This is a genomic window from Acinetobacter sp. AND/436 (assembly GCF_049546925.1).
GTDB classification, from domain to species: Bacteria; Pseudomonadota; Gammaproteobacteria; order Pseudomonadales; family Moraxellaceae; genus Acinetobacter; species Acinetobacter indicus.
Genome location: NZ_JBMXBO010000007.1, coordinates 121,045 through 141,348 on the forward strand (window position 1 = coordinate 121,045; position 20,304 = coordinate 141,348).

Sequence of the window (20,304 nt, forward strand, 5' to 3'; positions counted from 1 at the left end):
GGCACGTTCTGAATGAATGATTCGGGCCAATCAGGCCAGGCTTGGCTGTGCAGCAGGCTGTAACAGGCCCAACACATCTTTGCTATAGACCCGTTTTACCCCATGCGCTAGCATCTCCTGCCAGGCATGTTGCAATGAACCTTTCAGGTCTATGCCTTTGCTGGCATCGGCAATGACAAAGGTATTAAAGCCCAGCTTGCAGGCATCTATGGCGGTCCAGGCCACGCAAAAATCGGTGGCAATGCCGGTAATAAACACCGTGTCGATGCCACGCGCTTTTAAATAGCCGGCCAGGCCGGTGGTGGTTTTCTGATCTGCTTCCATAAAGGCCGAATAGCTGTCAATTTGCGCATGAAACCCTTTGCGGATAATCAGCTGCGCCTGGGGCAAGTCCAGCGCCGGATGCAGTTCGGCATCGGCGGTACCCTGGACGCAATGTGCCGGCCACAGCACCTGCTCGCCATATTCCAGCGTCACCACCTCATACGGCTGTTTGCCCGGATGATTGTCGGCAAAAGAAATATGATTCTGCGGATGCCAGTCCTGGGTCAGGACAATATTGTCGAAGACCTGCCCCAGCTGGTTAATGATCGGAATAATCTGATCGGCATCAGCGACGGCCAAATTACCGCCCGGTGTAAATCCATTTTGTACATCTACTACGATCAATGCCGTCTGCGCTTGCATAACACCTATCCATGTTTCGCTTATTGTCAGCGTCCTAGCATATACCAAATGGATGGTTTTGTTGCAGCGGAATCATTGGACTGTACGGTGAAAACAAAACAGCCCGCATATGCGGGCTGTCTGAAGGGGTCGTTACAATGCGTGTTTAGTTTTGAATACGACGCACCAGCAGTAACATAAAGATGGCAGAGATCACGATACATGGAATCGCGGCAGAGATCACCCCTGCTGCACCAAAGCCAGCCGTTAACAGTGAACCGGCAATCGCAGGCCCGAGCATCGCACCGACACGGCCCACGGCAGACGCCACACCAATACCGGTACCACGCACTTCAGTTGGATACACAATACCACCGAAGGCATACAGTACACCCTGACAGCCAATGACGAATGCACCCACCAGCGCAGAGGCCAGATACATTTGAGTTAATGAACCTGCAGCGTTCAGTGCCAGCAGACCGGCCAGAATACCGCCGTACATCAACAGAATGACATAGGCTTTTTTCCAGCGATCGGTCAGCATACCCAAAATAACGGTACCAATCGTCGCGCTGACCATAAAGTAGAACTGTGCAGTTGCGCCTTCTTTACGCGAGAAGCCCAGTTCCTGGAACAGCGACGGTAACCAGCTCAGCATGATGTACACTACCATCAGGGTGAAGAAATAGCTGACCCAGATGAACATGGTACGTAGCAGGTTGTTCGAGTTAAACAGATCTTTAAACGAACCTTGTGGCGTAGCTTCTGCTGTCGTATTCGCAGCCTGATCTTTGGCTTTTAAATATTCCTTCGATTCTGGCAATAACCACATCATCACAGGAATGACGATAATAGGTAATAAACCGCCTAGGTAGAAAATGTTTTTCCAGTTAGAACCGAAATCGGTACTGGCAATTAACGATAAAATCGCAGCACCGACTGGCATACCACAGTACATCAGACCTACGGCACGGCCACGGTTTTGTGGTGATACCGCTTCAGAGGCCAGCGTAATCAGAATTGGCATGGCTGCACCCAGACCGGCACCGGCCAGGAAACGTACCGCCAGCAATGAGTTAAAGCTGTTGACCCATACGGTACATAAAGTAAAGACCGCAAACACGGCAGTCGACCAGATTAGCACCTGTTTACGGCCAATACGGTCTGCCACGCGTCCACCAACCAGTGCACCAGGCAATAAGCCCAGAATCCCTGCACTAAAAAACACCCCCAATTGCGAGCTATCGAGGCCAAAATGCTCACGGATACCAGCTGCGGCAATACCTGCTGCCTGGATATCCAAGCCTTCAATGACCGCAATCAAGAAACAGATGGCTACTGTCACAATCGCATGTCGATTATCTGATCTTTCCATTGGAGAATCCTTGTTTCAATCAGTGTTTATAAAAGGTTAAGGCCGCCATCATCTATGAGGATGTCCTTTGAATTAACTATCAATAAGTGGAATAAAGCGCTGGTCTGGCAAAAAATTAATAGACATTTCTTATTTTAAGACACGCAAACATATAGTTTTAGAAAGACTTAATTGAGGCATATCAATTTAAAAAAACAGTAAAATCCATATAAATATCAACGGTTACAAATAAACAAACAGTCAAAATTATTATTTTCATTTAGATCTGAAAAAAATCATTCAGTAAAGTTTTAAGCAGGAAATGGCATTAAAAAAAGCCTGTTCAAATAATTTTCAGGTCTAGTTTAAGTGTTTTTTTATCTTAATTCCGACCCTTTTACCTGGTTTTCGTGGCTTTTTACTGCATTTTCCAGGCAAAATTGCTGTCCGGACAGCTTCTATAGACCTATGCTTACTCGCCAGTTCATTCTAAAGTCGAAGATGAACCTGAACTGCTGTAAAAGCACCAACTTATGCCTTATACCGGACTGTTTTGAGCAGCGGATAAAGTTGATATTGGCTTTGACTTACGCATATTGTTCTGACACACTGAATCAGTCATAATTTGCATAAGCATTATTCAATCATGACTTATTGAATTCTGACTCAAATCAAAATACTGCAACCATCCACGTTTTCTGTTTCTACGAACTTTTGTGGATGGAAAAATAGGATATTTTTTCAAAATGACTCAGCAAGCACAGACCATTCAAGGCTCAATTGTCGCAATCGTCACCCCAATGTTAGAAGATGGCAGCGTAGATTGGAAAGGTCTCGAGAAGCTGGTTGAGTGGCACATAGAACAAGGCACGAACAGTATTGTGGCCGTGGGCACGACAGGTGAAGCCTCTACATTAAGCATGGCTGAACATACACGTGTGATTAAAGAAATCATTCGCGTGGCCAACAAACGTATCCCGGTGATTGCTGGTACTGGTGCAAACTCAACGCATGAAGCGATCGAACTGACCAGAGAAGCCAAAGAACTCGGCGCCGATGCCGCACTTCTCGTCACGCCATATTATAACAAGCCAACCCAGGAAGGGTTATATCAGCATTATAAGACTATTGCCGAAGCAGTGGATCTGCCACAAATCCTGTATAACGTTCCGGGCCGTACTGGCGTCGACATGTCCAACGAAACAGTGATTCGTCTGGCCGACATTCCACAAATTGTGGGCATTAAAGATGCCACTGGCGATGTACCACGTGGCCGTGAATTACTGGCCGGTCTGGCGGGTAAAGACATGACTGTCTATTCAGGTGATGATGCCACTGCCTATCAGTTAATGCTGGCTGGTGCCAAAGGCAATATCTCGGTTACGGCCAATGTGGCACCAAAAGTCATGAGCGAAGTTTGTGCCGCAGCCATTGCCGGCGACAATGACAGCGCTGAAGCACGTAACAATACAGTTGCAAATTTACACAATATTCTATTTTGTGAATCAAACCCAATTCCGGTGAAATGGGCACTTCATGAAATGGGCTTAATTGGTACCGGCATCCGCCTGCCATTAACGCCACTTGCAGAACAATATCGCGCACCGTTACGTGAAGCTTTACAGGCTTCAGGTGTCATTTAATAAGAGCACAATATTATGCAATTACGTTTTGGTTTAATCACTGCACTTTCAGTGGTAAGTTTGGCAGGTTGTAGTTCTTTAGCCATCAGCAATGGCTCTCTGGATTATAAAGACACCACCACCCTTGCGCCCTTACAATATCCTGAAGGTGCTGTGGCCCGACCAGCAACGCCATTGTATCCTGCACCAACGGTTGACCCACTGGCCATTGAACATGCACCGAAGCTGGAAAACAGCCGTGGCAACCGTTTCGCACTTCCTCGTCCTCCAGCCGTAGAGCCGACTCAGGCCGCTGCTGTACAGGACAACACCGCGCCAGGTCGTCCACAACCGGTTGTAGATGGAAATCAAAATCCACTGCTCAAAATAGATGGAAATTCTGCTACAATTTGGCAGTATACGCTTGCCACACTCAGCAGCCTGAACCATAGCATTATTGGTCAGAGCAAAAACCGTTACGAAGTCACCATCTCGGTCGATCAACAGACCTACGTCTTAAGACTCACCTCTGTCGGTACAAGTAACAACCTGGCTGTGTTCAACGCCGACAACAGTTTTGCAGACAAAGAAAAAGCTGCAGACCTGTTGGCCCAGATTTACCAAAATTGGCCAGCCTAGACATTACTAGGCATTTTTTTCTGAAAAAGGTTCCCTCATGTTAAAACAAACCTTGCTCTATACTGGTAAAGCGAAATCTGTTTATACCACAGATAGTGAAGACCACCTGATTTTAGTCTTTCGTGACGATGCCTCTGCGTTCAATGGCGAAAAGATCGAACAACTAGATCGTAAAGGTAAGGTGAACAACCGTTTTAACGCCTTTATTATGGAAAAACTGGCTGAAGCCGGTATCGAAACGCATTTTGAAAAACTGCTGACCCCAAATGAAGTGCTGGTGAAAAAGCTGAGCATGATTCCGGTTGAATGCGTAATCCGTAACTATGCAGCTGGTTCTCTGTGCCGTCGCCTCGGTGTCGAAGAAGGCAAGGAACTGACCCCGCCAACATTTGAACTGTTCTTTAAAGATGATGCCTTAGGCGATCCAATGGTCAACGAATCTCAAGCGATTGCGCTGGGTTGGGCGACTGCTGAGCAGCTGGCACAAATGAAAGAACTGACTTACAAAGTTAACGATGTACTAAAAGCCCTGTTTGATGCCGGCAACATGATTCTGGTCGATTTCAAACTTGAATTTGGTGTGTTCCACGACCGTATCGTGCTGGGTGATGAATTCTCTCCAGACGGCTGCCGTCTATGGGACAAAGACACCAAGAAAAAACTCGACAAAGACCGTTTCCGTCAAGGTTTAGGCGGCGTGGTTGAAGCCTATGAAGAAGTTGCGGCACGTTTAGGCATCAACCTCGACAATATCTGATCATCTCCAAGATGAACGATAAAAAAACCGGATCAGCTGATCCGGTTTTTTATTGGCTGAGTTTTCTCACTCTCAATCGAAAAAACAAATTCAACTTATAAAAATGATCGTTTTTACATATTTTTAGTTTTGACCTATGCTTAAGCACATAGGCAAGACACGGTAAATTTTACAGTGACTGCCGATCAGTTTCGTTAATCCTCGCGGATGTTCTCTCCCAATCTAACATCCAGTTTGGCCCAATTCATCCCTCTGAATTGGGCTTTTTTTTATTGCTACTGTTGCTGCTGCATCCAGCGCCGCTGCTGTAAACGCTCGGCTTCAACTTCGCGTTTATTGCGCGCCGATTCATACAGCTTGGTGCCTTTTAATTCTGGCGGCAAATAATCCTGCAATACAAAATGCTCCGGATAATTGTGCGGATACAGATAATCCACCCCGTAGCCCTGCTCTTTCATCAGCTTGGTCGGCGCATTACGCAAATGTAACGGTACCGGCAAATTGGCGGTTTTTTCCGCCAAGTCCAGCGCCTTGTTAATGGCCAGATAGGTACTGTTACTTTTGGCACTGGTGGCCAGATAGACTGCACATTGGCCCAGAATAATCCGCGCTTCCGGCATACCAATCACCTGCACTGCGCGGAAACATTCACCGGCCAGCAACAAGGCATTTGGGTTGGAATTGCCAATATCTTCCGAGGCAGCAATTAGCATACGCCGCGCAATAAACAGCGGGTCTTCTCCACCCTTGAGCATGCGCGCCATCCAGTACAGAGTCGCATCCGGGTCACTGCCGCGAATCGACTTAATAAAGGCCGAGACCAGATCATAATGCTGCTCGCCAGATTTGTCGTAACGGGCAATATTCTGCTGCGCCACTTTCACGACCAGGGCATTGTTAATACTGTTTTCTGTGTCCGGCTCAAAGGTGCCGGCAATCAGCTCGAGTAAATTCAGCGCCTTACGTGCATCACCCGCCGCAAACTGCACCAGTGCTTCAAACTCTTCAATCTGGATATAACGTTCTTTTAAGAAGCTATCATTCTGGACGGCCTGGGTCAGCAGCTGCTGGATGGCCTCGGCACTCAGTGCATTTAAGGTATAGACCTGGCAGCGCGACAGCAAGGCACTGTTCACCTCAAAAGACGGGTTTTCCGTGGTGGCACCAATCAGGGTAATTTTGCCCTTCTCAACCGCATTTAATAAGGCATCCTGCTGGGATTTATTAAAGCGGTGAATCTCGTCAATAAACACCACCGGCGTTAGTAAATCGCCGCCATCGGCAATCACTTCACGTAATTCCTTAACCCCGGTATTGAGCGCAGACAGACTGACAAAAGGACGATCAACCGCCTGCGCCAGCAACAAGGCAATGGTGGTTTTTCCAACGCCAGGTGGCCCCCAGAAAATAATCGAGGGCAAATGGCCCTGATCAATCATTTGGCGTAACGGGGCCTGCTCCCCCAGAAGATGATCTTGACCGATAATCTGCGACAGATCGCGCGGGCGCAAACGTTCAGGAAGTGGAATATGGCTGTCTGACATAGAAGGTTTTCTGTACAAAGCTGCGGCTGAGTGTACTATGTTATGGCAAAATGAAGTATTTCAATAGCCGATTTTTTAGCGCTTGCTGCGGGAAACTCAGCCTGAGTGTCGGCAGTTGTTTTTATCAGGTTTAAATCGCCAATTTTGCTCTTAAAGATACAGACGGCCTAAAAATTTAACGTACCCAGCGCACAATATAGTCTTCAATTTCTTCTTCATTGACTTCCGTTTCAGAAATACAGCGGCCAGCGGCCGATTTTTTGGCGCGAATCACGCTCTGACGTGAACCGGTATTTAAATAATGCCAGGACGGCAGGTTTTTACCTTCTTTTAAACGGCGATAGGCACAGCTTGGCGGTAGCCAGTGAATACTGTCCAGCTTTTCCGGCGTTAACTGGATACAGTCCGGTACCTGTTGCTGCCGGTTCGGATAGTCCGAACAGCGGGCGGTCGTACAATCCAGCAGCTTGCAGGCCACTTTGGTATAAGCCACTTCATGACTGTCTTCATCTTCCAGCTTGACCAGGCAGCATAAACCGCAGCCATCACACAGCGCTTCCCATTCTGCCTGGGTTAAGGCTGTTAACGGATAGTTTTTCCAGAATTGGGGACGAAGCTGATCAGACATGATGCACAACACTACAAAATAACCGGTCTATTATAACAGTCTTCTACAAAAGCATGTGCTATGTCATAGATACAATAGAATCATAGACTTAAATAAATAGTTGAACACTTAATAAACAAAAGCAAAACAATCAAATCAGCGACTTGCCCCTATACTTGATCAAGAAGTATAAAAACACATGGAGAAAAATTATGTTTCGTTGGGCCATTATCTTCGCTGTAATCGCACTTATTGCCAGTCTACTCGGTTTCGGTGGTGTCGCTGGTTTATCTAAAGATTTCGCGGTCATTCTGCTGGTTATTGCTGTTATTCTGGCAATTGTCGGCTTCCTGTCCCGCGGCAAGGTATAGTTTCTTATATCCTGACCCTCACAAAAAAGAAGGATGCAAATCCTTCTTTTTTTATGCCTGTGTTTAGACCGACAGCAGATACAGACAGATTATTCTTTGAAAAATAACTTAAAAATATTTTCTCACATTTGTTTAGGCCCATTGAAATGTTTTTCAAACCGCTGTCTCATTTTTATGTTTTAATCGAATTATTTCAAAAAACACAAGGATTGGACGCATGACTTTAGCAATCAAAACTCGCGAAATTCAGTATACGGCGGCAGATGGTAGCCAGTTGGTTGGTTATTTTGCTGCACCCGAAACCGATGCACCAGTCGCGGGTGTGATTGTGGCACCGGAATGGTGGGGCCGAAATGAATATATTGAACAGCGTACCCGCGAACTGGCAGAACACGGTTATGCCGCCTTGGCCATTGATATGTATGGCGACAAGAAAAATACCACCACGGCTGCCCAGGCCAATGCGTGGATGAGCCAGACCTTTGAAGACCCGAATACCATTGTGACTCGTGCGTCTGCGGCTTTGGACACTTTAGCTGCCCAACCGGAAGTAAATCAGGCTAAACTGGCAGCCATTGGCTTCTGTTATGGCGGCAAAGTGGTGCTGGATTTGGCCCGTTCAGGCGCCAACCTACAAGCTGTTGCGACTTTCCATGCCATTCTGGCGGCCAGAGAACCGGCGCAGGAAGGCAAGGTACAGGCAGAAATTCTGGTGCTGCATGGTGAACTGGACAGCATGGTAACGCTGGATGATGTGGCCAGCTTCCGTGAAGAAATGCACGCTGCCCAGGTAGAACATGAAGTGATTGTATTTGAAGATGCCAAGCACGGCTTTAGTAACCCGCTAGCCGATGAACGTGCCAAAGCCAATGGCGTCGACCTCGGCTATAGCCCGGTAGCAGAACAGCAAAGCCTGGATGCCATGTACCAATTATTACAACGCCGTTTGGCCTGATTCTGGCATGAGGCCATATATAATGAATTTGAATAGAGGATAGAAGAATGACCGAACAAGACTGCCCATATTGCAACTTTGATGAATATGATGTCATTGCCAAAAATGATTATGGCGTGATTCTACCCGAACCGAACGCATTGTCTAAAGGCCACTGTGTCATTATCCCTCTACGTCATGTCAGTTCTTTTTTTGATGTTACCGACAAAGAACGTAAAAGCCTGATGTCGCTGCTGGAACTGGCGCGGAATGAATTACAGCTGCGCCATCAACCGGCGGGCTTTCATGTCGGCTTTAACGATGGCGATGTGTTTGGCAGCCCATCGCAGCATTTGCATATCCACATTATTCCGCGCTATGAAGGTCAAATCCTCAAGCTGGACCAACGCTGGGGTATGAGCGGCAGCATCTAAGCCTTGCCGCGACCAAAACAGAAGGTGATGCTATTGCATCACCTTTTTTATTGCCTGCTGCATCGGCAAGATTTGGGTATACTAGGCGCCTGCTTAACAGTTCCGGTTCTCATGTCTGCCTTTTCTTTTTCCCACGCCCTGCTTTCCTGGTTTGATGTACACGGTCGCCATGACCTGCCTTGGCAGGTGGCCGATGACCCGTATAAAGTCTGGGTATCGGAAATCATGCTGCAGCAGACCCAGGTCAAAACCGTGCTGCAATATTTCGAGCGTTTTATTCAGCGTTTTCCCGATGTAGAAAGCTTAGGCCGTGCCTCTTGGGATGAAGTGGCACCATACTGGGCCGGACTCGGTTACTATGCGCGGGCACGCAATCTGCATAAAGCAGCTGGCATAGTGGCCCAGCAAGGACATTTCCCAGAAAATCTGGAACAATGGATGGCCCTGCCTGGCATTGGCCGCTCGACCGCAGGCGCACTGATGTCTTTGGGTCTCAGACAATACGGCGTAATTATGGATGGCAACGTCAAACGGGTGCTGGCGCGCTTTTTTGCCATTGAAGATGATCTGTCCAAACCGGTACATGAACGGGCCTTGTGGCAGCTGGCAGAACAGCTGTGTCCGACCGAGCGCAATCATGACTACACCCAGGCGATTATGGACCTCGGTGCCACCATCTGTACCCCGAAAAAACCCTTATGTCTGTACTGCCCGATGCAGCAGCACTGCAAGGCCCACCAGCAGGGCCTAGAAGCCGAATTACCATTTAAAAAACCGAAAAAAGCCGTACCCGTAAGACAGGCCCAGGTGTTGCTCTTACACAGTGATGGCCAGTGGCTGTGGCAGCAGCGGCCGAATAGCGGCCTCTGGGGCGGATTATGGTGCCTGCCGATTATTGATGATCCAGCGCAGTTTCAGGCGCTCTGTCAGCGTCTGGGTCTGAAACAGCGACAACAGCAGCTGCAGATTTCACACAGCTTTACCCACTTTACCTGGCTGCTGGATGCCAGTGTAATTCCGGTCGAGCCGGACCAGCAGGAACATCTGGCGATTGAGCTGGACGCCGAATGGATGACGCCGGCACAGGCTACTGCACGTGGACTGCCGACCGCCATGAAAAAATTGATCTCGGCCGCCGATTTATGACATAGTCAAAGACTGGAATTCGAATACCATCGACATAATAATCATCAGGGAGATGCTGTGCTTCGCTCGATTTCACTCTGCTGTGTTTTCTTCAGTCTGATTCTGCTAGCAGCCTGTACCTCGGCACCGAAAAAACCTGCGGCGCCCCTACCGCCGGCCATGGTCAAAAAACTGCAGCACATGCCACTTAAAACCCGCTTGCCAGTGCCGGTACAGGGCGTCAAACGTCAGCACTTGCAAGATACCTGGGGCGCGTCACGCAGTCGCGGTCGCCTGCATGAAGGCATTGATATTCTAGCGCCACGCGGCAGCAAGGTGTACAGCGCCACCGAAGGCCTCATTGCCGACTTACGCAATAACAATTTGGGTGGTAAAGTGGTATGGATTCTGGGACCGGGCGGCAGCTGGCATTATTATGCCCATCTGGACCGGCATAAACGTGGCCTGAAGGTCGGAGATTATGTCAAGAAAGGCGATCTCATTGGCTATGTCGGCAATAGCGGCAACGCCCGCCATACCGCGCCGCATCTGCATTATGGCCTGTATTTAAATGGCAAAGGTCGCGGTGCAGTCAATCCCTATCCCTATTTACGTTAGTTTGCTTTAGGAAGTGTACATGTCAGAAGCATTGATCAATCGACTGGTCGAATTTGCCGAATCCGGGAATCAACAGAAAATTATGTTGAACGGCCAGAGTCATCAGGGCTGGATCATGGAAATTACTGAAGATGCACTTCTGATCAGCACCGGCTATGCCGATAAATCCGGCAAGGATGTCTGGATTGCCTTTGCCGATCTGCCTCAGGCGGAATTGTCTTACTGGGATAACCGTCAGGATCAATGGGTTCATTTCCAGCTTTAAACCCGTACAGGAGCATCATCTATGGATCGAACACGCTGCGGCTGGTGCTCCGAAGATCCGCTCTATATCGCCTACCACGACCAGGAATGGGGCCGCCCGCTTCACGATGAAGCGCAGCTGTTTGAAATGCTATGTCTGGAAGGCCAGCAGGCCGGTCTGGCCTGGATTACCGTGCTCAAAAAACGCGAATGTTACCGTCAGCATTTTTTTCAATATTCCATTGCCGATATTGCCGCGTTGTCTGATCAGGCCTTGCAGGACAAATTACAGGATCGCGGATTAATCCGGCATCCGGCCAAACTCGCAGCCATCCGCACCAATGCTCAGGCCTGGCTCCAGCTGCAGCAGCAAGGTATCAATCTGGTCGACTGGCTGTGGCAATTTGTCGATCATCAGCCCGAGCAGCATACCGTGCCCGATTATCGCAGCGCCCCGACCTATACTGCAGCCAGTGTGGCACTGTCTAAAGCTTTAAAAAAGCAGGGCTTTCAATTTGTTGGCCCCACCATCTGTTATGCCTTTATGCAGGCCGTCGGCATGGTCAACGACCATGAAGATCACTGCGCCTTTAAATCTCTTCCCCCTTTAGCCGAGGAGCACTCATCATGAGCAACACTACCATTCGTGCCTATGCCGCCATGCAACCCGGCGAAGCGCTGGTGCCATATCAGTTTGATGCTGGCGAACTGTTGCCGCATCAGGTCGAAGTTCAGGTGGAATATTGTGGCCTGTGCCATTCCGATTTATCGGTGATTAACAATGACTGGCGTTCTTCGGTCTATCCGGTAGTGGCCGGGCATGAAATTATTGGTACCATTGTCCAGTTAGGAAGTGAAGCCAAAGGATTATCTGTGGGCCAGCGCGTTGGCATTGGCTGGACGGCAGAAAGCTGCCAGCACTGTGATCCGTGCCTGTCCGGCCGGCAGGTGCAATGTACCGGCGATAGTGTCGCCACCATTGTCGGACATGCCGGCGGTTTTGCCGATAAGGTCCGCGCCGGCTGGCAATGGGTCATTCCCTTACCGGATGATCTGGATGCGGAAAGTGCCGGCCCGCTGCTCTGTGGCGGTATTACCGTATTTGATCCGATCATTAAGCACCAGATTCAGGCGGTGCATCATGTCGGGGTGATTGGAATTGGCGGCCTTGGGCATATTGCCATTAAACTGCTCAAAGCCTGGGGCTGTGAAATTACGGCCTTCAGTTCCAACCTGGAGAAAACCGCAGAGTTAAAAGCCATGGGCGCCGATCATGTGGTGAATAGCCGTGACAGCGCTGCCCTGAAAGCCCAGCGCGGCAAGTTTGACCTGATTTTAAGTACGGTGAATGTCAGCCTGGACTGGCCGGTATATCTGTCTGCCCTGGCACCAAATGGTACGCTGCATATGCTGGGCCTGACCTTAGAGCCGTTACAGGTCTCGGCTGGTGCGTTAATTGGTGGTGGCAAAGCGGTGACAGGTTCATCGACCGGTTCACCATCGACCTTGCGCCAGTTACTGAAATTTGCCGCCCGCAAACAGCTGGCGCCGCAGGTTGAAGTGTTCCCGATGTCGCAGATTAACGAGGCAATTGAACATTTACATGCGGGCCGGGCGCGTTACCGGGTGGTGCTGAAAGCAGATTTTTAATCTGCTTTGAAGCCAAATCTATAATAGATACAATTACTCACGAATAAATTGGGCCGCCTCTGCGGCTGGCCCCTATTGTATAAAAAATGTGTTAGATATTCAGTCTGTTATGGCATATGCTTAACGATGCGCATATATTAATTAGCCAAACCGAATGATTGATGTCAGCGGTTTGATTCAAAAAGTCTGCTAACATGAAAGCAGCTTTGACACGATAAAATGATTTGAGAAAACCTATGAGTAAAGCCTTACCCATTGCTGTTGCTGTAATTTTAGGCGGTGCTGCACTTGTTCCTGTTTATTATGCAACTCAACACCCTGCCACTGTATCCTCAAAAGCATCTGCAAATGCGTCTGCGGTTGAAAAAATCAGCTATGCATTAGGCTATGAAGTTGCCCATCAAACTCCACCAGAGCTGGACATTAACAGCTTTGTGACTGGTGTCCGTGAAGGTCATGCGCGTCAGCAGCCAGCTTATACTGAAGAAGAATTACAAAAGGCCTATGAACAGTTCCAGCAGGAACTGCAACAAAAACAGGCTGATCAGGCCCAGCAGGCACAAACGGCCAGCGATGCCTTCCTGACTGAAAATGCCAAACAGGCAGGGGTACAAACCACCGCGTCAGGTCTGCAATATAAAATTACCCAGCAAGGCAATGGCAAACAGCCAACGGCCAGCTCTGTGGTAAAAGTACACTACACCGGTAAACTGGTCGATGGCAAAGTATTTGACAGCTCGGTTGAGCGTGGTGAACCAATCGAGTTCCCGTTAAACCAGGTGATTCCAGGCTGGACCGAAGGTCTGCAACTGATGAAAGAAGGCTCGAAAGCCACGCTGTATATCCCGTCACAACTGGGTTATGGCGAACAGGGCGTGCCGGGCATGATTCCACCAAACAGCACCCTGATCTTTGATGTTGAGCTGATTGAAGTAAAATAAAAACAAGGAGAGCCTGGCTCTCCTTCGTTGTTTAGGGACCCATAATATGAAAAAAACGATCACCCTGCTCGGCCTCGCCCTGTGTAGCGCGGCCACACTGGCTCAACCGGTGACCACCAAAAGCTCCACTGAACAGCAGGTGGGCTACAGCTTTGGTTATTTAATGGGGCGCAGCAATGTCGACACCTTAAAAGGTATGGATCTGGATGCCTTTGTGGCGGGTTTAAAAGCCGCCTCACTGGGCCAGCAAGCCAGCCTGAGCGATGAAGACATGGCCCGTATTCTGACCCAGTTCAAAAAGCAGGCCGAAGCCAAACAGCTGATTGAGCTGAAACAGCGCGCTGAAGCCAATGACATGATTGGCAAGGCCTTTCTGGCAGAAAACTCGCGTAAGGATGGGGTGAAAGTCACTTCATCGGGGCTGCAATATCTGGTCTTGCAATCCGGTTCCGGGAAAAAACCGAAGGCCAGCTCCAAAGTACGCGTGCATTATGAAGGCCGCCTGATTGATGGCACCGTATTTGACAGCTCGATGGCGCGTCAGCAACCGGCTGAATTTCAGGTCACACAAGTCATTCAGGGCTGGACCGAAGGGCTGCAACTGATGCGTGAAGGAGCCAAATACCGCTTCTTTATTCCAGCGAATCTGGGCTATGGCCAGATTGGTTCTGGCGATGCGATTGAACCGAACAGCACCCTGATTTTTGATGTCGAACTGCTGGAAGTGATCAATAAATAAAGACGCTTGCGCTGCTCGTGCAGCAGCATCGTGCAATAAAAGCCTATAAAAAAAACCCTTTGAGCTGTTGAGTCTCAAAGGGTTTTTTCATAGGAGCTGAACATCTTTCGTGTTCAGCTCTACCGGATTAAGGTTTTAAATGACGCGGTCTGAAACCGGTGGCCAGCAGACCAAGAGCATACGCTGCCACACCCACCACACACAGCAGCAAAACTTCCAGCACGCGCATCCACTGCGATACATCACCGTTATACCAGCTCAAAGCGTACCACAAGGCAGCCACCATCACCGCATTGGCCGTGCCAAACTGGAACAGCAGTTTTTTCCAGTGCCCGCCAAAACGGAAAATATCGCGTTTATGCAAATAGAAATACAGCATACCGGCATTGACCAGCGCGGAACCTGAAGATGCCAGTGCCAGCGCCATGTGCTCGGCTTCCCAGTCAATCAGTTTAAACAGCCCAATAAACACCACGTTTAAAATGGCATTGGCTGCCACCGCCATTAAACCGACCCGAACCGGGGTGCGGGTATCCTGCTGGGCATAAAAGCCCGGAGCAAAAACTTTAATCAGCATAAAGGCAATGACCCCGGCACTCATACATTGCAGGGCCAAGGCCGTCATCTGGGTATCTTCCCAGGTGAACTGGCCGCGCTGGAACAGGGCCTGAATAATTGGGGTCGACAGCATAAACAGTGCAATACTGGCAGGCACACCAGCCAGCACAATAATTTTCGCCGCCCAGTCCATCATGCCACGGAATTTTTCCTGATTCTGCTCGGCATGGCGCGCCGACAAGGATGGTAAAATCACCGTACCAATTGCCACCCCAATCAGGCCCAGCGGCAACTCGGTCATCCGTTCGGCACTGTACAGCCACGATACCGAACCATCCTGCATAAATGACGCCCAGATGGTGTTCAGCAACAGGTTAATCTGGGTCACCGATACCCCAAACAGGGCCGGCAGCATCAGCTTCATGATGCGCTCAACGCCTTCATGCTTGAAGTCGATTTTTGGCGGAATCAGCAGCTTTTTACGCCACAATTCCGGAATCTGGATCGCCAGCTGCAAGGCTCCGGCAATAATCACCGCCCAGCCCAAGGCCATAATCGGCTCGGCCATATACGGCGTTAGCCACAGGGCTCCGGCAATCATGGCCAGATTCAGCAACACCGGTGCAAAGGCCGGCGTGGTAAAGGAGCCATAACTGTTTAAGATGCTGCTGGCAAAAGCGGTCAGCGACATAAACAGCAAATAGGGAATGGTCAGGCGGAACATGTCCGTGGCCAGCGCAAATTTTTCCGGATCACTATGGAAGCCCGGCGCATAAACGTACATCACCGCCGGCGCCGCCACCATAGCAGCCAGTGTCAGCAGGCTCATCACCGAGGCCAGACAGCCAAACACCCGGCTAATCAGAATCTGCACTTCGGCATGGGTGCGGCTGGTTTTATATTCGGTCAGAACCGGAATAAAGGCCTGGGAAAATGCCCCTTCAGCAAACAGTCGCCTGAAAAAGTTCGGGATACGAAAGGCCACCACAAAGGTATCGAAATCCTTTCCCGCACCAAACACATTTAATAACACAATATCCCGCACCAGTCCCAACACCCGGGACAGCATGGTCATCGCACTGACAATAAAGGTCGATCGCCAAAGCGCCATCGGAACCACCCAAATAAAAATTTAGCCGCTATTGTAAAGAAACCTAAGCACAAGTTTCGTTATGAATTGATGAAGATGCTGCTTCTATCCTGCTGTTGCAGTCACGCAGTAAAGACCGGAACCGGCTCCAGTCAAAATAAGGTCCCGGATCGGTCTTGCGCCCCGGGGCAATATCGGAATGTCCAGCCAGATGACGCTGGATTTTCGGATAGGCCTGCTGCAAGGCCGACACCACTTCCGCCAGTACCTGATACTGGATCGCTTCAAAGGGCAGATCATCACTGCCTTCCAGTTCAATACCAATGGAATAATCATTACATTCCGGCTTGGCCAGATAACTGGAACGTCCGGCATGCCAGGCGCGGTCATTGAAATTGACACATTGCAGCACTTCGCCGCTACGCAAAATCAGCAGATGCGCCGAGACCTGCATCCCTTCAATGGTCTGAAAGTAAGGATGCGCCGACCAGTCCAGCCGGTTTTGAAAAAACTGTTCGATATAACCGCCGCCAAACTGTGATGGCGGCAAACTGATATTGTGAATCACCACCAGCTGAATTTCGGTCTGCTGCGGACGCTGGTTAAAATTCGGTGAAGGCACCTGCCGCGCACCTTTTAACTGTCCCTGGATGACCTGAAAAGAAGCCGCCTGCTGCATAGAATGATCCTGATATTTTTTTCAGTATAAAAATTTAGCCCATCCTAAAACTTTCAGCTGAAAATCTCAAATCAGACAAAAAAGCCGCGAAAAAGCGCATCGGGCCAGCCGAACAGTGCTAATATATCGCGCAATTTTCATGGGTAAAGAGATAAGGACAGGCAATGAGCATACCACAATCTTTATTGGAGCAATCTATCCAGATCAATATTCAGCAGGCCCTGCAGGAAGATATTGGCGAGGCAGATATTACCGCTTTACTTACCCCGGAAGATGAACAGGCCACCGCCACCATTATCAGCCGTGAAGACATGGTGCTGGCCGGTCAGCCTTGGGTGAATGCCTTAATCCAGCAGTACGATCCAAGCGTTCAGATTGAATGGCTGAAACAGGATGGTGATCGCGTGGCGGCCAATGAAGCCTTTTTAAAGCTGGCCGGTTCTGCGCGCAGTTTATTGACCGTGGAGCGCCCTGCCCTTAACTTTGTCCAGACCCTATCGGCCGTGGCCACCAAAACCGCCGAATATGTGAAACAGCTCGAGGGCCTGCACACCAAACTGCTGGATACCCGTAAAACCTTGCCGGGTCTGCGGATTGCACAAAAATATGCGGTCACTGTAGGCGGCGGTCAAAACCATCGTCTGGGGCTGTTTGATGCCTTCCTGATTAAAGAAAACCATATTATGGCCGCTGGCGGTATTGCCCAGGCCATTGCCAAAGCCCATCAAATTGCACCGGGCAAACCGGTGGAAGTAGAAGTTGAAACCTGGGATGAGCTGAATCAGGCTCTGGACGCTCAGGCCGATATCGTGATGCTGGATAACTTTAGCCAGCAACAGATGATTGATGCAGTCAAGCATGTGGCCGGTCGCTGCAAACTGGAAGCATCGGGCAATATCACCATTGCCAACCTGCGTGAAGTGGCCAGCACTGGTGTCGATTATATTTCTATGGGCGCTCTGACCAAAGATGTCAAAGCGGTCGATTTATCCATGCGTTTTAATGCTTAATCGCAATTCGATATTTGTCGATAACGAAAAAAGGTGCCTCATGAGGCACCTTTTTTATTCATTTAGGGTGAGTCGATGGCCGCAAGACTTTAATCATCTGCACGGCCGTCGCCATCACGGTCCTGATTCAGCATGGTGCCATCACCATCACGGTCATTGGCCGTATCACACGCGCTTAAACCAAAGGCGCCCATCGCCAGTAAGATCATCAAGTATTTCATGGTACATCCCTCTTTTTTGCTGTTTTAAAAAAATCACTGCGAGTTTTAGTAAGCCATGAAGCTCGGTTTCAGCATGTTGGTTTTTGTTATGAAGATGAATCTGCGCACAGCCGCTGGTTACGTTGGCTTCAATCACAAAAAAACGCATCCGGAGATGCGTTTTATAAATATATTGTTCTGATCTTGCAGTGTTTACCAGCCTAAGGCCTGTTGCTGCTTTTTGATCAGTTCCTGAATGCCCTGCTCGGCCATTTCCAGCATGGCATTACATTGCAGACGGGTAAACGGTTTATCTTCAGCAGTGCCCTGAATTTCAATAAATTCACCGGCTTGGGTCATGACCACGTTCAGGTCAGTCTGGCAGTTTGAATCTTCTTCATAGCACAGGTCCAGCAATACTTCGTCCTGATACATACCGACAGAAATAGCAGCGACCAGACCTTTTAACGGGTCCTGTTTAATTTTTTTGCTTTCCAGCAGCACATTCATGGCATCGACCAGCGCCACCGCTGCACCGGTAATTGCGGCAGTACGGGTACCGCCATCGGCCTGAATTACATCACAGTCAATGGTAATGGTATTTTCACCGAGTTTTTTCAGATCGACCATGGCACGCAGACTGCGGCCAATTAAGCGCTGGATTTCCTGGGTCCGGCCGCTCTGTTTACCCCGTGCCGCTTCACGGTCACTACGCGTATGGGTAGAACGTGGCAACATGCCATATTCTGCAGTTACCCAGCCCTGGCCTTTGCCTTTTAAAAAGCGCGGTACCGAGTTATCAATACTGGCAGTACACAGCACTTTGGTATGACCAAATTCAACCAAGACAGAACCTTCCGCATAACGTGTGTAATTACGGGTAATTTTGACATCACGCAATTGATCTAGGGTACGTTGGTCGATACGCATAAGTTGTCCTTATTTTGACTCAAATAAATTGTCGGCCAGTATAGCAGATGCAAGCGCACAGGTTTTGTCCCCGGGTCGGCTTTTACACAATCTCGCCACAGAAAAGCGGGCCCTACACAGCCAATGCAACAGCATGGCTGCTGCCCGGGCCGATTCTGCTCTATAATAGCCACAGAGATGAATTTTTAAACAGTATCAGGGATGTGACATGTCGATTCGGGAAGAACGTAAGCAGCAAAGTCGTCAGGCCATTTTAGATGCGGCCCTGACCTTAAGTACTGCCGAGCGCTCTTTTAGCAGCATCAGCTTAAGGGAGATTTCCCGCCATGTCGGGCTGGTGCCAACGGCGTTCTACCGGCATTTTCAGGATATGGATGAACTCGGTGCAGAACTGGTCGATCAGGTGGCGCTGCATTTAAAAAGCATTCTGCATCAGCTGGGTCAGGCCTATTTATATCTGCCCAATGCCAAAACCCGCACCAGCGTTGAACTGTTTTTTCAGGCAGTCGATCAGCATCCGCAGCAATGGCTTTTTCTAATTGCCGAACGTTGGGGCGGCTCGGCCACGGTACGTCAGGCCATTGCCCGGGAAATCGAGTTTTTAATTGATGATTTTGCCAACGACCTGAAACGGGTCGAAAGCGTACAGCATTTTGAACACCCGGAAGATTTTAAAGTACTGGCCAATATTTTAATTAACCTGTCCTTTAACTGGGCCATGAGCTGGATTGGCCTCAGTCGCCAGTTTGAAGGTGAGGCCCTAAGCCAGCAGCAGCAACAGTTTACCGAGCAGACCATTATCCAGGTGCAATTGCTGTTTCGTGGTATCAGCCATTGGGAGCGACCAAACATCACAATGCATGAAACCGCAGCACTAAAAAACCCGCTTTAAACAGCGGGTTTTTAACATCATGTTGGGCTTTTATTTGGCTTTACGTTCTTTATCGACCAGGTAGTTCACCACCTGAATCACTTTGCCGTTATCGCCCGACACCACATATTTACCATTGACCACCACTGCCGGCACACCGGTCAACTGGTATTGGCGCGCCAGTTTATTGGCCTGTGCCACTTTAGAGGTAATCGCAAAAGAGTTAAACATGCTGTTGAACTTGGCTTCAGGAATACCGTATTTGACAAAGAATTTGGCCTGGGATTTCTGGTCAAAAATCTGCTGGCCTTTGTCATGAATGGCATGGAATAACGGCAAGTGGGTACGTTTACGGACGCCCAGTGCTTCCGACACATAATAGCCGCGCGCATTCATTTCCCAGACCTGGTTCATGGCAGCCGGAGTACGCACGAAGTTCACATCTTTTGGCAGCTTACGCAGCCAGGCTTGCATATGCGGCTCCAAGGTAAAGCAGTGGCCACAGCCATACCAGAAGAATTCACGGACTTCAATTTTACCCGGCACATCGACTTTGCCCGGATTGGCCAGTACGCGATAGTCTTGGCCTTCAACAAAATTGGCCGCCCATGCGCCACCTGAAATTGCAAACATTGCGGTTGCAAGGCTACCCAAAAGAAACTTTTTCATTGAACTTATTGTCCTCATAAATCGTTATGATTAGCTTATGCGAACACTATAAA

Annotated in this window: 24 protein-coding genes; 15 read left to right on the forward strand and 9 right to left on the reverse strand. The window is 49.2% G+C overall.

Annotated elements, in window-relative coordinates; all coding sequences use genetic code 11:
• Positions 1-30 precede the first annotated feature (30 nt).
• Positions 31-687 (reverse strand): bifunctional nicotinamidase/pyrazinamidase, encoded by a 657-nt coding sequence (gene pncA, locus ACPEPR_RS07595; RefSeq protein WP_168414822.1) that lies wholly within the window; start codon positions 685-687, stop codon positions 31-33.
• A gap of 145 nt (positions 688-832) precedes the next feature.
• Positions 833-2,041 carry a 3-(3-hydroxy-phenyl)propionate transporter MhpT gene (gene mhpT, locus ACPEPR_RS07600; RefSeq protein ID WP_005180930.1) on the reverse strand — a complete coding sequence of 403 codons (1,209 nt, stop codon included), beginning with the start codon at positions 2,039-2,041 and terminating at the stop codon, positions 833-835.
• 725 nt (positions 2,042-2,766) lie between these two features.
• On the opposite strand from mhpT, the gene dapA reads away from it, so the two are divergent.
• Genes dapA through purC form a run of 3 tightly spaced genes read left to right on the forward strand, consistent with a single transcriptional unit; the run spans position 2,767 to position 5,038 of the window.
• Entirely contained in the window at positions 2,767-3,663 is an 897-nt protein-coding gene (dapA, locus tag ACPEPR_RS07605; protein ID WP_005180931.1) for a 4-hydroxy-tetrahydrodipicolinate synthase, read from the forward strand.
• A 15-nt stretch (positions 3,664-3,678) separates the two neighbouring features.
• Entirely contained in the window at positions 3,679-4,281 is a 603-nt protein-coding gene (locus ACPEPR_RS07610) for a lipoprotein-34 precursor (NlpB) (RefSeq protein WP_423562237.1), read from the forward strand.
• Positions 4,282-4,318: 37 nt separating this feature from the next.
• Entirely contained in the window at positions 4,319-5,038 is a 720-nt protein-coding gene (gene purC, locus ACPEPR_RS07615; RefSeq protein WP_005180935.1) for a phosphoribosylaminoimidazolesuccinocarboxamide synthase, read from the forward strand.
• 275 nt (positions 5,039-5,313) lie between these two features.
• Here the strand turns inward: purC and ACPEPR_RS07620 are convergent, their stop codons facing one another.
• Positions 5,314-6,582, reverse strand: coding sequence for a replication-associated recombination protein A (locus ACPEPR_RS07620; RefSeq protein WP_016658696.1), 1,269 nt, complete (start codon positions 6,580-6,582; stop codon positions 5,314-5,316).
• A gap of 175 nt (positions 6,583-6,757) precedes the next feature.
• Positions 6,758-7,210 carry a YcgN family cysteine cluster protein gene (locus ACPEPR_RS07625; RefSeq protein ID WP_016658695.1) on the reverse strand — a complete coding sequence of 151 codons (453 nt, stop codon included), beginning with the start codon at positions 7,208-7,210 and terminating at the stop codon, positions 6,758-6,760.
• Positions 7,211-7,401: 191 nt separating this feature from the next.
• Here ACPEPR_RS07625 and ACPEPR_RS07630 point away from each other — a divergent pair, with 191 nt between their 5' ends.
• The 10 genes from ACPEPR_RS07630 to ACPEPR_RS07675 all read left to right on the forward strand — a co-directional run bounded on the left by ACPEPR_RS07630 (position 7,402) and on the right by ACPEPR_RS07675 (position 14,244).
• Positions 7,402-7,560, forward strand: a complete 159-nt coding sequence (locus tag ACPEPR_RS07630; protein ID WP_005006601.1) for a DUF1328 domain-containing protein — start codon at positions 7,402-7,404, stop codon at positions 7,558-7,560.
• Between the two features lie 217 nt (positions 7,561-7,777).
• Positions 7,778-8,515, forward strand: a complete 738-nt coding sequence (locus tag ACPEPR_RS07635) for a dienelactone hydrolase family protein (protein ID WP_423562238.1) — start codon at positions 7,778-7,780, stop codon at positions 8,513-8,515.
• A 47-nt stretch (positions 8,516-8,562) separates the two neighbouring features.
• Positions 8,563-8,928 (forward strand): HIT family protein, encoded by a 366-nt coding sequence (locus ACPEPR_RS07640; protein ID WP_005180943.1) that lies wholly within the window; start codon positions 8,563-8,565, stop codon positions 8,926-8,928.
• A 111-nt stretch (positions 8,929-9,039) separates the two neighbouring features.
• Positions 9,040-10,074, forward strand: a complete 1,035-nt coding sequence (gene mutY, locus ACPEPR_RS07645) for an A/G-specific adenine glycosylase (RefSeq protein ID WP_163140782.1) — start codon at positions 9,040-9,042, stop codon at positions 10,072-10,074.
• A 57-nt stretch (positions 10,075-10,131) separates the two neighbouring features.
• Complete coding sequence (locus tag ACPEPR_RS07650) at positions 10,132-10,671, forward strand: M23 family metallopeptidase (protein ID WP_005180945.1); 540 nt, start codon at positions 10,132-10,134, stop codon at positions 10,669-10,671.
• Positions 10,672-10,690: 19 nt separating this feature from the next.
• Positions 10,691-10,936 (forward strand): hypothetical protein, encoded by a 246-nt coding sequence (locus tag ACPEPR_RS07655; protein WP_005180946.1) that lies wholly within the window; start codon positions 10,691-10,693, stop codon positions 10,934-10,936.
• Positions 10,937-10,957: 21 nt separating this feature from the next.
• Positions 10,958-11,545 carry a DNA-3-methyladenine glycosylase I gene (locus tag ACPEPR_RS07660; protein ID WP_016658692.1) on the forward strand — a complete coding sequence of 196 codons (588 nt, stop codon included), beginning with the start codon at positions 10,958-10,960 and terminating at the stop codon, positions 11,543-11,545.
• Entirely contained in the window at positions 11,542-12,564 is a 1,023-nt protein-coding gene (gene ahr / locus ACPEPR_RS07665) for an NADPH-dependent aldehyde reductase Ahr (protein WP_005180948.1), read from the forward strand. Before ACPEPR_RS07660 ends, ahr begins: the two co-directional genes overlap by 4 nt.
• A gap of 236 nt (positions 12,565-12,800) precedes the next feature.
• Positions 12,801-13,505, forward strand: coding sequence for an FKBP-type peptidyl-prolyl cis-trans isomerase (locus tag ACPEPR_RS07670; protein WP_005180950.1), 705 nt, complete (start codon positions 12,801-12,803; stop codon positions 13,503-13,505).
• A gap of 46 nt (positions 13,506-13,551) precedes the next feature.
• Positions 13,552-14,244, forward strand: coding sequence for an FKBP-type peptidyl-prolyl cis-trans isomerase (locus tag ACPEPR_RS07675; RefSeq protein ID WP_104472308.1), 693 nt, complete (start codon positions 13,552-13,554; stop codon positions 14,242-14,244).
• A 127-nt stretch (positions 14,245-14,371) separates the two neighbouring features.
• Here the strand turns inward: ACPEPR_RS07675 and murJ are convergent, their stop codons facing one another.
• Both murJ and ampD read right to left on the reverse strand, forming a co-directional pair.
• Positions 14,372-15,913, reverse strand: coding sequence for a murein biosynthesis integral membrane protein MurJ (gene murJ, locus ACPEPR_RS07680; protein ID WP_016658690.1), 1,542 nt, complete (start codon positions 15,911-15,913; stop codon positions 14,372-14,374).
• Between the two features lie 43 nt (positions 15,914-15,956).
• Entirely contained in the window at positions 15,957-16,571 is a 615-nt protein-coding gene (gene ampD, locus ACPEPR_RS07685; protein WP_016658689.1) for a 1,6-anhydro-N-acetylmuramyl-L-alanine amidase AmpD, read from the reverse strand.
• A 164-nt stretch (positions 16,572-16,735) separates the two neighbouring features.
• On the opposite strand from ampD, the gene nadC reads away from it, so the two are divergent.
• Positions 16,736-17,581: a carboxylating nicotinate-nucleotide diphosphorylase gene (gene nadC, locus ACPEPR_RS07690; RefSeq protein WP_104489818.1), complete on the forward strand. Its 846-nt coding sequence runs from the start codon at positions 16,736-16,738 to the stop codon at positions 17,579-17,581.
• Between the two features lie 89 nt (positions 17,582-17,670).
• On the opposite strand, the gene ACPEPR_RS07695 is transcribed toward nadC, so the two are convergent.
• Positions 17,671-17,802, reverse strand: a complete 132-nt coding sequence (locus ACPEPR_RS07695; RefSeq protein WP_005180959.1) for a hypothetical protein — start codon at positions 17,800-17,802, stop codon at positions 17,671-17,673.
• A 192-nt stretch (positions 17,803-17,994) separates the two neighbouring features.
• The gene (rph, locus tag ACPEPR_RS07700; protein ID WP_005180961.1) at positions 17,995-18,711 is read right to left on the reverse strand and encodes a ribonuclease PH; all 717 of its coding nucleotides are present in this window, start codon (positions 18,709-18,711) and stop codon (positions 17,995-17,997) included.
• A 208-nt stretch (positions 18,712-18,919) separates the two neighbouring features.
• Here rph and ACPEPR_RS07705 point away from each other — a divergent pair, with 208 nt between their 5' ends.
• Positions 18,920-19,603 carry a TetR family transcriptional regulator gene (locus tag ACPEPR_RS07705; protein WP_423562240.1) on the forward strand — a complete coding sequence of 228 codons (684 nt, stop codon included), beginning with the start codon at positions 18,920-18,922 and terminating at the stop codon, positions 19,601-19,603.
• Positions 19,604-19,633: 30 nt separating this feature from the next.
• Here the strand turns inward: ACPEPR_RS07705 and ACPEPR_RS07710 are convergent, their stop codons facing one another.
• Positions 19,634-20,251, reverse strand: coding sequence for a thiol:disulfide interchange protein DsbA/DsbL (locus ACPEPR_RS07710; RefSeq protein ID WP_016658685.1), 618 nt, complete (start codon positions 20,249-20,251; stop codon positions 19,634-19,636).
• Positions 20,252-20,304 lie beyond the last annotated feature (53 nt).

Excerpts from the sequence above, each read along its gene's own strand:
- purC (WP_005180935.1), top strand. The coding sequence starts at position 4,319 with ATGTTAAAACAAACCTTGCTCTATACTGGTAAAGCGAAATCTGTTTAT.
- ampD (WP_016658689.1), bottom strand. The coding sequence starts at position 16,571 with ATGCAGCAGGCGGCTTCTTTTCAGGTCATCCAGGGACAGTTAAAAGGT.
- ACPEPR_RS07625 (WP_016658695.1), bottom strand. The coding sequence starts at position 7,210 with ATGTCTGATCAGCTTCGTCCCCAATTCTGGAAAAACTATCCGTTAACA.
- ACPEPR_RS07620 (WP_016658696.1), bottom strand. The coding sequence starts at position 6,582 with ATGTCAGACAGCCATATTCCACTTCCTGAACGTTTGCGCCCGCGCGAT.
- ACPEPR_RS07610 (WP_423562237.1), top strand. The coding sequence starts at position 3,679 with ATGCAATTACGTTTTGGTTTAATCACTGCACTTTCAGTGGTAAGTTTG.
- ACPEPR_RS07640 (WP_005180943.1), top strand. The coding sequence starts at position 8,563 with ATGACCGAACAAGACTGCCCATATTGCAACTTTGATGAATATGATGTC.
- ACPEPR_RS07635 (WP_423562238.1), top strand. The coding sequence starts at position 7,778 with ATGACTTTAGCAATCAAAACTCGCGAAATTCAGTATACGGCGGCAGAT.
- pncA (WP_168414822.1), bottom strand. The coding sequence starts at position 687 with ATGCAAGCGCAGACGGCATTGATCGTAGTAGATGTACAAAATGGATTT.
- ACPEPR_RS07670 (WP_005180950.1), top strand. The coding sequence starts at position 12,801 with ATGAGTAAAGCCTTACCCATTGCTGTTGCTGTAATTTTAGGCGGTGCT.
- ACPEPR_RS07705 (WP_423562240.1), top strand. The coding sequence starts at position 18,920 with ATGTCGATTCGGGAAGAACGTAAGCAGCAAAGTCGTCAGGCCATTTTA.
- dapA (WP_005180931.1), top strand. The coding sequence starts at position 2,767 with ATGACTCAGCAAGCACAGACCATTCAAGGCTCAATTGTCGCAATCGTC.
- ACPEPR_RS07695 (WP_005180959.1), bottom strand. The coding sequence starts at position 17,802 with ATGAAATACTTGATGATCTTACTGGCGATGGGCGCCTTTGGTTTAAGC.
- ahr (WP_005180948.1), top strand. The coding sequence starts at position 11,542 with ATGAGCAACACTACCATTCGTGCCTATGCCGCCATGCAACCCGGCGAA.
- rph (WP_005180961.1), bottom strand. The coding sequence starts at position 18,711 with ATGCGTATCGACCAACGTACCCTAGATCAATTGCGTGATGTCAAAATT.
- mutY (WP_163140782.1), top strand. The coding sequence starts at position 9,040 with ATGTCTGCCTTTTCTTTTTCCCACGCCCTGCTTTCCTGGTTTGATGTA.
- ACPEPR_RS07660 (WP_016658692.1), top strand. The coding sequence starts at position 10,958 with ATGGATCGAACACGCTGCGGCTGGTGCTCCGAAGATCCGCTCTATATC.
- mhpT (WP_005180930.1), bottom strand. The coding sequence starts at position 2,041 with ATGGAAAGATCAGATAATCGACATGCGATTGTGACAGTAGCCATCTGT.
- ACPEPR_RS07655 (WP_005180946.1), top strand. The coding sequence starts at position 10,691 with ATGTCAGAAGCATTGATCAATCGACTGGTCGAATTTGCCGAATCCGGG.
- ACPEPR_RS07675 (WP_104472308.1), top strand. The coding sequence starts at position 13,552 with ATGAAAAAAACGATCACCCTGCTCGGCCTCGCCCTGTGTAGCGCGGCC.
- murJ (WP_016658690.1), bottom strand. The coding sequence starts at position 15,913 with ATGGCGCTTTGGCGATCGACCTTTATTGTCAGTGCGATGACCATGCTG.
- ACPEPR_RS07630 (WP_005006601.1), top strand. The coding sequence starts at position 7,402 with ATGTTTCGTTGGGCCATTATCTTCGCTGTAATCGCACTTATTGCCAGT.
- nadC (WP_104489818.1), top strand. The coding sequence starts at position 16,736 with ATGAGCATACCACAATCTTTATTGGAGCAATCTATCCAGATCAATATT.
- ACPEPR_RS07710 (WP_016658685.1), bottom strand. The coding sequence starts at position 20,251 with ATGAAAAAGTTTCTTTTGGGTAGCCTTGCAACCGCAATGTTTGCAATT.